Annotated in this window: 8 protein-coding genes; 6 read left to right on the plus strand and 2 right to left on the minus strand. The window is 48.7% G+C overall.

Going from position 1 to position 11,358, the window contains the following annotated elements; translation table 11 throughout:
• The first annotated feature begins 45 nt into the window (after positions 1–45).
• The 5 genes from IC229_RS07160 (at position 46) to IC229_RS07180 (ending at position 5,710) form a co-directional block, all read left to right on the plus strand.
• Positions 46–1,422, plus strand: a complete 1,377-nt coding sequence (locus tag IC229_RS07160) for a lactate utilization protein B (RefSeq protein WP_190886261.1) — start codon at positions 46–48, stop codon at positions 1,420–1,422.
• Positions 1,419–2,003 carry a LutC/YkgG family protein gene (locus tag IC229_RS07165; RefSeq protein WP_190886262.1) on the plus strand — a complete coding sequence of 195 codons (585 nt, stop codon included), beginning with the start codon at positions 1,419–1,421 and terminating at the stop codon, positions 2,001–2,003. The genes IC229_RS07160 and IC229_RS07165 overlap by 4 nt, the downstream gene beginning before the upstream one ends.
• Before the next feature lie 286 nt (positions 2,004–2,289).
• Entirely contained in the window at positions 2,290–4,716 is a 2,427-nt protein-coding gene (locus IC229_RS07170) for a TonB-dependent receptor domain-containing protein (protein WP_190886263.1), read from the plus strand.
• Positions 4,717–4,816: 100 nt separating this feature from the next.
• Positions 4,817–5,128: a hypothetical protein gene (locus tag IC229_RS07175; RefSeq protein WP_190886264.1), complete on the plus strand. Its 312-nt coding sequence runs from the start codon at positions 4,817–4,819 to the stop codon at positions 5,126–5,128.
• 141 nt (positions 5,129–5,269) lie between these two features.
• Positions 5,270–5,710 (plus strand): nuclear transport factor 2 family protein, encoded by a 441-nt coding sequence (locus tag IC229_RS07180; protein ID WP_190886265.1) that lies wholly within the window; start codon positions 5,270–5,272, stop codon positions 5,708–5,710.
• A gap of 418 nt (positions 5,711–6,128) precedes the next feature.
• Here the strand turns inward: IC229_RS07180 and IC229_RS07185 are convergent, their stop codons facing one another.
• Entirely contained in the window at positions 6,129–7,811 is a 1,683-nt protein-coding gene (locus tag IC229_RS07185; RefSeq protein WP_190886266.1) for a GH39 family glycosyl hydrolase, read from the minus strand.
• Positions 7,812–7,944: 133 nt separating this feature from the next.
• Here IC229_RS07185 and IC229_RS07190 point away from each other — a divergent pair, with 133 nt between their 5' ends.
• Positions 7,945–9,504 (plus strand): glycoside hydrolase family 43 protein, encoded by a 1,560-nt coding sequence (locus IC229_RS07190; protein WP_190886267.1) that lies wholly within the window; start codon positions 7,945–7,947, stop codon positions 9,502–9,504.
• A gap of 143 nt (positions 9,505–9,647) precedes the next feature.
• On the opposite strand, the gene IC229_RS07195 is transcribed toward IC229_RS07190, so the two are convergent.
• Positions 9,648–11,027 carry a glycoside hydrolase family 88/105 protein gene (locus IC229_RS07195; RefSeq protein WP_190886268.1) on the minus strand — a complete coding sequence of 460 codons (1,380 nt, stop codon included), beginning with the start codon at positions 11,025–11,027 and terminating at the stop codon, positions 9,648–9,650.
• Positions 11,028–11,358: the final 331 nt, after the last annotated feature.

The raw sequence follows: 11,358 nt of genomic DNA on the forward strand, positions 1-11,358 counted from the left end.
ATAAACTGACGGCCATCGACTAACGCCTATCGACAATAAACAACCATGAACCAGCTCAATTTAGACCACGCTACGGCCTCTGCCGTGTTCAACAAAAACGAACCCCGGGTTGACTGGCACGACGAGACGCTTTGGTTTGTACGGGCCAAACGCGACCGCGCGGCAGCCCTGATACCTGAATGGGAAGATCTACGGGAAGCTGCTTCGCAGATAAAAAACCACGTTCTGTCGAATATGCACGACTTGCTGGTGCAGTTCGAAGAAAACGCCAGGAAGAATGGTATACATGTTCACTGGGCCGCCAATGCCGACGAACATAACGACATCGTTCTGGGCATTATTCAGAAGACTGGGGCGAATCGCATGGTGAAGTCGAAGTCGATGCTCACCGAGGAATGTCACATGAACAATTTCCTCACCAGCCACGGCATTGAAGTGATTGACAGCGACTTAGGCGAACGTATCGTGCAAATGCGAAAAGAACCGCCTTCGCATATCGTGCTACCCGCCATCCACCTCACCCGGGCCGATGTAGGCGAAACATTTCATGAGCATCTTGGTACGGAGAAAGGCGCTACCGATCCGCAATACCTGACCGAAGCGGCCCGGCAACACCTGCGTGATACGTTCCTGACTCGCAAAGTGGCCCTCACGGGCGTCAATTTCGCTATTGCCGAGACCGGCGGATTTGTGGTTTGCACCAATGAAGGCAATGCCGACATGGGCGCCCACCTGGCCGACGTACACATTGCAGCCATGGGTTTCGAAAAAATCATTCCCCGCGCTGAACATTTGGGTGTTTTTCTGCGACTGTTGGCGCGGTCAGCAACCGGGCAGCCTATTACAGCATTCTCCAGCCATTTTCACAAGCCGCGTCCCGGTCAGGAAATGCACCTGATAATTGTCGACAATGGTCGTAGCCGCCAGTTGGGTAGAACTGAATTTCGGAACTCGCTCAAGTGCATTCGCTGTGCCGCCTGCATGAACACGTGTCCTGTGTATCGGCGGTCGGGCGGACACAGTTACCACAGTGCAGTAGCTGGCCCGATTGGCTCCATTCTGGCCCCCAATCTGGACATGAAACTCAACGCCGATCTGCCTTTTGCATCAACACTTTGCGGCTCCTGCTCAAACGTTTGTCCGGTTAAAATCGACATTCACGACCAGCTTTATAAGTGGCGGCAGGTGCTCATGCGCGAAGGGTATGGAACGACTGGCAAAGGAGCCGCCATGAAAGCCATGGCTACTGTGCTCGAATCGCCACGATTGTATCGGATGGCGGGTAAAATTGGGCGCGGGGTACTACGTTTCTCTCCTGCTGTGGCCGAAAATCGTTTTAATCCCTGGTTCAATCAGCGGGAAATGCCTGCTCCCCCGTCCGAAAGTTTCCGTGACTGGTACGTTAAAAACAAAAAATCATGACATCCCGCGAACAAATTCTGGCTAATGTTAAGGCCAATCAGCCCGCACTACATCCATTGCCGGAGCAGTTTAGGTTTACATCGGTTTTCCCTGACATTGTGCAGCAGTTCATGGATATACTGGCTTTTGTGGGCGGGAAAGCTGAACGTGTATCTGACTACGAAGCTATTAAAAAGCATATTCAGGAGTACTATCCCGGCATGACCAACGTAGCAACGACCATCCCGGAACTGGCTTCGCTGGCCGACACTACGTTAGCCGTTACCGACCCGCACGACCTAGCAAGCCTGAATCTGGCTATCATCGAAGGCCAACTGGCTGTAGCTGAAAACGGAGCTATCTGGCTCGATGAACGTCAGTTACCCCAGCGCGTAACGCCCATGATTACGCAATATCTGGCGATTGTTATTCGGGAATCGACTCTCGTGCCGAACATGCACGATGCCTACCAACGTATCACGGTTAATACAACGGGGTTTGGTACGTTCCTTTCTGGCCCTTCCAAAACCGCCGACATTGAACAGAGTTTAGTTATCGGCGCCCACGGCGCACGTTCGCTAATTGTGTACATGTTACCTTGATTGTTATAGGCTCCGACAGCCAGAGCCTGTCGGAGCCATATTGCTTTGGTACTACGTTGTACGATAAAAGCAGACGATGGTGGCACACTCGTATTATTTTTTTGCAATTTCGACTGGTAGATAAGCAGCTGCTAATTCTTTACCTGATAACTACACTTCATTACGTCTTTCAATCGATTCAGGCGCTTTTCAACTGTTTCCGTTAAGTTATGACTGAACCAGTTGAACGTAACGCGACAATTTCCATTCTTTTTCATCTATTGCCCCAACGAGAACCTACTCAACCATGAAGGGAATTTTTACTACGTTAAACTTATTCTTTTGTCTCCTTTTTTCAGTTTCTGTTTTTGCTCAACCCAACGCCAGTACGCGACAGACCTGGATTCGTGGTACGTTTGTCGATGAAGAAAATAAACCCGTTCCGTTTGCTTCGATTGCCCTGTATCAGAACGGAGGCTCAAAACCACTTTCGGGCGTTGTAACTGACGAAACAGGTAAGTTTGAGCTGGCGGCCAAACCAGGACATTATTCCCTTAAAATCAGTGCGGTATCTTATCAGGAGAAAACCATTTCTGACATCCACGTAACGAATCAAGATATTCAGCTTGGCGCATCTGTACTGAAAAGCAGCACCAAACGTCTGGACGAAGTAGTGGTTGTCGGCGAAAAAAGTCAGATGGAACTGTCGCTCGACAAACGCATTTTCAACGTTGGGAAAGATTTGGCTAATGCCGGTGGAACGGCTTCTGATATTCTGAAAAATATCCCTTCGGTAGCCGTCGATGGCGAAGGAAATGTAAGTCTGCGGGGCAGTAACAGCGTTCGGATTTTGATCGATGGCAAACCGTCGGGGCTGGTCAGTATTAAAGGAGCAGCCGGATTGCAGCAATTGCAGGGCAGCATGGTCGAGCGGGTTGAGGTCATTACAAATCCTTCAGCCCGTTACGAAGCGGAGGGCATGGGTGGCGTCATTAACATTGTGCTGAAAAAAGAGCGTAAAGAAGGTTTCAATGGCTCATTCGACGTAATAACAGGTTATCCAACAAACTTTGGTGCTGCGGCTAATGTCAATTATCGTCGCAAAAACCTGAATTTCTTCATCAATTATACGGCCTCGTTCCGCAATACGCCCGGCCGAAATTCGCTGTATCAGGAGACGTACCGAAACGATACTACGTTCGCCTATCGTCAAACGTCGACGAGCCAATTGAAAGGACAGAACAACAATGCCCGCGCCGGTCTCGATTATTTCTTTTCGCCTAAAAGCATTCTGACAGCGTCATATACGTGGCGAATCAGCAAAGGCAAGCGATTCTCCGATATTCAGTATCTGGATTATAGACCCAATAGCAACGTACTGCAATCGTTCACCAACCGAACTCAGGACGAAACCGAAACAGAGCCTAACTCTGAATATGCCGTGAGTTACAAGAAAACCTTCGCCCGCGAAGGCCACGAACTGACCGCCGACGTTCGCTACCTGGACAACTGGGAAAAATCGGACCAGATTTTCGCGCAACAAACGTTTTTGCCAGACGGCGCACCATCGACAACTGTTCCCAGTACGTTGCAACGGGCTATAAATGACGAAACGGAAAAGCAGTTTCTGGTGCAGGTCGATTACGTTCGTCCGTTCAAAAAAGATGGTAAGCTGGAAGGTGGACTACGTAGCAGTACGCGGAACATGACCAACGACTACGTAGTGACGCAGCAAAATCCCGATGGTACGTCGTTTCCGTTACCCGGTTTGACCAACGATTTTCTGTACGAAGAGAGCATCAACGCCCTCTACGGGATTGTCGGGAATAAGATGCGCAAATTCTCGTATCAACTCGGTTTGCGTGCCGAGTGGACCGGCGTAACTACTACGTTAAAGCAAACGAACGATGTAAATCCACGTAGCTATGCCAACCTGTTTCCAAGTGTTCATGCTACGTATGATCTGCCTAAACAACACGCGATTCAGGCCAGTTACAGTCGCCGGGTTCGTCGGCCGCAATACAACGATTTGAGCCCGTTCATGACGTTCAGCGATAACCGGAACTTCTTCAGCGGCAACCCCGACTTGAATCCTGAATTCACCGACGCTTACGAATTGGGTCACATCAAATACGTTGAGCGCGGTTCGTTCAGTTCGTCGGTGTATTACCGATATACTACAGGTAAAATTATCCGGATTCGGCGCGTCGACGCACTGGGCAATTCGACTACCCGACCGGAGAATCTGGCTACCGAAGATTCGTACGGTGCGGAAGTTACGGGGTCGTACACGTTATATAAGTGGTGGAAACTCGATGGCAGTGCCAACTTTTTCCGGGCCATTACCAACGGCGGCAATCTGGATGCCAGTTACCAGAGTGATACGTATAGCTGGTTCACACGATTGACTTCTCGTATTACGTTCTGGAATAAGACTGATTTTCAGATGCGTGGCAATTATGAAGCTCCACAAAAAACACCTCAGGGCACTCGGCAGGCGATTGCTACGCTGGATTTATCGTTCAGCAAAGACGTACTGAATAACAACGGAACCATTGTGCTCAACGTACTCGATGTGTTCAATTCGCGTCGATATCGTAGCATTACGGAGGGAGCAAATTTTTACACCGAAAGCAATTCACAAGGACGCCTTCGTCAGATTAATCTGACATTCAATTACCGGCTGCATCAGGCCAAAAAGAAAACCAAAGAGCCAACTGATGGTGAGTTCTAATAACGTAACGCGTTAAACAAACTTTGCTCCAAATCCGTTATTTCGTCAATACGATAAACGTATTCGGAGCATTGCTCTGTTAGCACTATACTCATCTGTCATGAAAACGAATTGGCTTTTAACCATAGCACTTTGCGCGGCATTGACAACCGGCGCATTTGCTCAGGACAACGCGGCTGTCCGCGCAGAACGTAAAGAAAAAACACGCGAAGATGTAAAGCGCGTGGGCGATAAAGTTGAAACGGGGGTTGCCGATGGCGCACACGCTGTTGGAACTGCCGGCAGAGCGACCGGAAAAGCCGTCGCCAAAGGCGCGAAAGCAACCGGACGAGCCGTCAAAAAAGGCGCGAAAGCAACCGGGCGAGCCGTTAGTACAGAAGCGAAAAAAGTTGAAAAGAAAATCGAAAGCTGATACGTCGGCCTTTTATACCAGCTTGAGAGCGATAACTTTACAAGGTTATCGCTCTTTTTTTGAGTATAGATTACGGTAAAAAATGAACGTTTATTCTTTTCCAAAAGGAAATGTTATACCAAATTCTTAGCACGCACGTCCATGAAAACAGTTGCGCTTACCCTTATCGCCATTTATAGTATGCTGACAACAACCAGTTTTGCCCAAAAAGATTCAAAGGATCAGTCCGATGTCGAACAGGCCGTTGAACAGTTTCGGATGTTACTGGTCGACCCCGATAAAGCGAAATTAGAAGCGATTACAGCTAAAGAATTAAGTTATGGTCACTCGAACGGCAAACTGGAAACGCAGAATGAGTTAATTGAAGCGTACGTAACAGGTGTGTACGATTTCAAATCGATTACGAACGCCGATCAGACCGTTACGGTTGTTGGCAATACCGCCATCGTTCGTAATAAGTTGATGGGCGAATCGCAGGATAAAGGCAAAGACCCGGCACAGGTAAAACTAAGTGTTTTAACGGTATGGGTGAAACAGCAGGGAGGCTGGAAGTTACTGGCCCGTCAGGCTGTAAAAATCTAACGTATCGCTACGTAACGTAACAAAAATAAGCCCATCAGAAGTCTGGTGGGCTTATCCTGCAAAACCTATGATAAAACGTATTGCCTAAAATACGTTATTGTTTCTGAACCAACTCTCCTGAACTCACCTGCTTGATTCTCAACAGTTAGTTTTTCTTAGAATCGGCTCCGTCTGTCGGGGTCGCGATAGCGGCTAATTCAACTTGAATAATTTTACATTGTATTGCTGACGCGTGGGGCTTCGACAGGCTCAGCCTGACAGTCCATGTAAATTCCTTAAATCAAGCTGGTTTGTCAGGCTGAGCCTGTCGAAGCCCCACGCGTCAGCAATACGTTGGTTAACTCATTAGTATTCAGTAGTATCCACATAAAAGACAGCCGGAGCCTGTCGGGGCCGATCACTTGACGTAACACCTCCCCTACCAATCCATTTTTAGCAAAGCAACCCCTTGTCGGGGCAAGTCAATACGTATGTCGGTAGTGCCTGACGCTACGTTCAGTTTTTGCGATTTTCCGATAGTTTCGAGTTGCCCGGCTTTTTCCAGTTGCGCTATCTGTGCGGATGTAGGCTGCTGCGGTGAACCCATTTTTTTCCAGACTTCATACGAGTTACTACGTTCGTTATCAATGCGATACTGCGTTAGTGTTACGTTGCCGTTGGGTAATCCGGTGACAGTGACCTGTATTGGTTCGGCTGGAGCCTGACGGTCTTCGTCGTGATAATTCCAGACCATAACAGCCGCTGATTTTTTGTCTTTGGTAGCAAATCCACCTACATCAGTTGAGCGGCTTCGGATACTGGAATCGACTGCCATTTTCAGTTCATACATTCGGTTACTCTCTACTTTCACCCGTTGTCCCGTCATCTTACCGAACATCCGAAACACGTTTAGCACCGGTTTATCGACGCCATTGGTAGCCAAATCGCGAAAACCGGCAAACCAGAGCTGGTTCTCAAACTCAAACGACCACGAAACGGCACCGATCAGGTTCAGCCCAAGCTGGTCCATCAACGCATATTTACGAGCAAACGAAGCAGCCGTGTAACTCGAATACATCGTACCGTTTCGATACGCATTTTCAGGATTCGTCATCATACCACAAGCGGCACACCCCTCCGGGTCCGATTCACCGATGACGATTGGAATCTGTTTCAGTTGGGGATATTTGGCAATAATCTGAAGATGGTTGGCGATGTTACGTAGCTGGGTACCCATATTCATCACTACTCTCCCATCGACCACTTTCGGTGAGCCTTTGGCGTGGAAAAGTATGAGGTCGAGCGGGGAGCCGATCTTTTTCGTTACGTAGTTGGTATCCTGTAGACAGTGTTTTAGAAAGGCATCCAGAAATTTCTGAGCGCCACCGGTTGCATCACAGCCACCCATCCGGGCTGTAGGCAATGCCCGCTTTACTGCATCGGCGGTGTAATCGTAAAGCTTTAGATATTCGGGCAACGTGCCTCGCCAGTAGCTGATATCTGGTTCATTCCAGAGTTCCCAGTACCAGCTTTCCACTTCTTTGTTACCATATCGTTCGGTGCAGTGCTTCACCCACTGGTAAACGAGTTCGGCCCATTTTTCGTAGTCTTTCGGCGGATAAGCCCAACCCGTCCAGACTTTACTGTAAGGAGCGCCGGGTTTCCATTCGTGTTTATAAGGCTGCGGGTGTGTCGATAAAGCTTCGGGCATAAACCCGATTTGTGCCAACGGCTTCATGCCCCGCTGCACATACGTATCAAAAATCCGGTCGACAATCGTCCAGTCATAAACCGGCTTTCCTGATGCATCTTCTGTATAAGCGTTGGTCGACCCCCATTTGAGGGCTGGCGTACCGTCGCCCGTTGTCAGCAAATTATGCGCCCTTACAAAAACGGGCACCGGACTCAGCGCGGCCAGTTCGGTAAGCAGCTTTTTGCCATCTTTCATGTACGTATAATTCGGTTCATCATAGCCAAACCACGCATAAATCGGTTTCATGGGGCCAATTTCCGTATTCAGGTCGACGCGCAGGTGAGCGGGTGACGTAGCGGTTTGCGCCTTAGCAATAGACGTAACCAGTAATCCAATCAGGCAGGTAATTAGTAGACGTGTATACTGCATCAGGAATTGAGTTCTTGTTCAAGATGGGAGGATTGTTACGTTGAACTTCTCAAGTACAAAATCTGGCTGGCCTACTCTTTCCATGTTTCCTGAGTTGCCACAAAACCGGCTATCTTCGCGAAACTTCAATCGAATGCGTCATATTCCTTTCCTTCTATTTGCTCTTTTACTAACGCTACCCAGTCTGGCGCAGTTGCCTAAATCAGCCGCTACGTACCAGAATCCAGTTATAGCCGGTGACTTTGCCGACCCTTCGATTATCCGTGTGGGCAACGTTTACTATGCAGCCGGTACGTCGTCTGAATGGGGGCCACCTTACCCAATATATTCCTCAACCGATCTGGTCAACTGGCAGTACGTTGGTCCAGTTTTTAAGGATCTGCCTGAGTGGACAATGGGGAGTTTCTGGGCACCCGAACTGTTTTATCATAAAGGACTGTACTACGTTTATTACACCGCCCGACGAAAATCTGACAAGCATTCCTACATCGGTGTGGCAACAACCCGCGACCTTCGACAAGGTTTTACCGATCATGGTTTGCTAATCGAATGGACTAGTGAAGCCATTGATGCTTACGTACTTGAAGACAAGGGCAAACTGTTTATTACCTGGAAAGCGTACGGCCTTGACAAAGGGAAAGACATTGAACTTTTAGGAGCTGAACTGTCGGCAGATGGATTGAAAGTGACGGGTAAAGCCTTCACCCTGATTAAAGCGGACCGCAATACGTGGGAAGCGGGCGGGGCCGAAGGGCAGGCCATTTTCAAACGAGGGCGCTATTATTACATGGTTTACTCAGGCAATGCCTGTTGCGGCTCCCGGTGTAATTATCAGGTAGGGTTTGCTCGTGCGGAAAAGCTCGAAGGGCCGTGGGAGAAATATGCCCAAAATCCAGTGATGATCGGTAGTGATAGCTGGAAATGTCCGGGTCATGGTACAGTGGTCACGACGCCCGACAATCGCTATTTTTATTTGCACCATGCCTACAGTGGTGTCGATTTTACAAATATTGGTCGTCAGGGTTTATTGAGCGAAATGGTCTGGGATGAGAAAGCGCAATGGCCTTCATTTCGATACGGAACCACTGCACCGGCTCAGGCCGAATCTCCTTTGGGAGTCGTTCAGAAAAAGGATGAGGGTATAAGCGTGGATTTCGCCAAAAAGACACCTGAGGTTCGCTGGGTGTGGGATGTAAATTCTCCTAAACCTACCTATAGCGTTAAAGATGGTCAGTTGCAATTGATCAATAACGCTACACAGTCAATTGGTACTTTTCTGGGGCTGGTTCTCCATAAAGGCACCTTCACGTTCTCCGTCGATTTCACCAATACCCAAAGCGATCTGCTGCAAAGTATTTGCGTGTATGGCGATGCCAACAATGCAACGGGATTGGGGGTACGGAAAAACTCGCTGGAACTCTGGCAGGTCAAGGAGGGGGTGAAAAACGTATTGAAAACGCAATCACTACCGGAAAACGTATCGAACGTTACGTTGCAGTTAAACAGTCGCACTGGCAAACTTCTGGATTTCGGCTGGCTTGACAAAGGCGGCAAATTCAACCCAATAATAGAAACATCCATCGAAGGTTCACAACTGCCCCGCTGGGATCGTGCACCACGGCTTGGCATCACGGTGTCTGGGCCTCAGGGAAAGACCGGCCATATTCGTTCTGTTCAACTGGAATACAAGTAGCGTAGTGTTTTGATTAACGGACAAGTATTATTTGTCATGCTGACGAAGGAAGCATCTTATAAGTATCCTTATTTGAGAAGTAGGAAATCTTAAGATGTTTCCTTCGTCAGCTTGACAAATAATACTGATTAAAACGCGTTCATTTATTTCTTCTGCAAAAGCTGTAGCGAACTGTCGTTGATTTCAAATGCATGTTTTTTGAGCATGTTAATCACCTCAGCGCCAGCCAGCAACGCCGGACCATACCCGTGAGCCGCATACGGATTAATTGGTCGGTGGTAGTAGAAAGCCGGGTCGAAGCCCATGCCTGTACCTACACAAACGCCTTCAACCTGGCCTTTGTCGTTCACTTTGGTAGCGAGGGCATTCCAGCCTAGTACCGTAGCAGGTGCATAGGCCAGCGGGTCGAGCCAGCCTTTATTGATGGCTCTGGCGAACGAATACACATAAATCGCCGTGGCCGAGGTTTCCAGATACGAATCGTGTTTATCAAGTAGTTGGTGCCAGAATCCAGAACCCGACTGCTGAGCTGCCAGCCCTTTGGCATGGGAACGTAACATGTCCAGAATGGCTGGTCGGCCGGGGTGATCTTCGGGCAATACGTCGAGAAGTTCAACGGCTGTCAGGATACCCCAGCCGTTGGCCCTCGCCCAGTGGAATTCCGGGTGTACGGTCATACCTTCGACCCAGCCGTGCATGTATAATCCTTTTTGCTGGTTGAACATGCGTTTGGAAAACTGCGTCATCTGTTTCACGGCTTCGTCGTAGTACTTGCGTTCGCCAGTGAGTTTGCCCATCTGCGCCAGCGCCGGTACGCTCATGAACAGATCATCGAGCCAGAGCGTATTGGGTTGCGGTCGGTTACGGGCCAACGTACCATCGGAAAAACGAAATTCTTTGTTCTGGATGTAATCGATGTAATGATCGATAAGTGGACGTAGTTCAGCTTTTACGCCCCCTGCTCTGCTCGCTTTAATCATGGCGGCACACATAGCCCCGGCATCGTCGAGCGCATGGGGCGCCATCACCGACCGCATAGGCGTATTGGCATTGGGGTCGGCCTGCACCTGTGCCCGAAAATACGGTACGTGTTCGGCAATGAAACGGAGTCGTTTGTTGGTATAATCGGCGTAACGGGCATCACCGGTTGCTTCACTAGCCTGTAACATACCCATGTACGTAACGCCCCATTCGTAACTAATCAGCCGAAAATCTCCGGGTTTGAAAATGGCGTTCGGATTGAACGTAGCACCTGCCGTAATATCTTTTTTCGTCTCTTTGTCAATTAGTTGCGTGGGCGTATTGGCATCCAGATACGTATGGATACGACGTAGTACCGCCGTTACGTCGGCAACACTCGGCTGACCATACGGCACAGGATAATCAGGCTTTAGCAAATGAAGGGGTGTTGTCGAATCATTCGTTTTGGCTGGCTGCGCCTGTGCTAAACTACCCGTTAGTAAACAGACCAGCAGCGCAACGTAACGAATTCGGGAGACAGAGAGACGTAGTAAATTCAACATAATGAAATTCTGAAGTTAGGTGAGTTGCTACGTACCGATGCGTCGGGTGTGCTGATCGAAATATATTACGTAGTAAATCTAAAGTTGATACGCTCGGGATTATCCTCTATCCTGTACCTTCCTGCTCCAATGTTTTTGCCGGTAGCATCATCGTTGTTACCCTTTACCACTTAACAAAAAACCGGCAAAAGTTTTACTCATGCCGGTTTTGTCATTCTGAGGAACGAAGAATCTTAATGTTTCTTAATTAGAGAGTAGGATGCTTTAGGATTATTCATTCCTCCGAATGACAAAAAGCCCGTTTTTAACCTCTTTTTAAAACCTTAAACAA

The organism is Spirosoma profusum, from assembly GCF_014699005.1.
Classification (GTDB): domain Bacteria; phylum Bacteroidota; class Bacteroidia; order Cytophagales; family Spirosomataceae; genus Spirosoma; species Spirosoma profusum.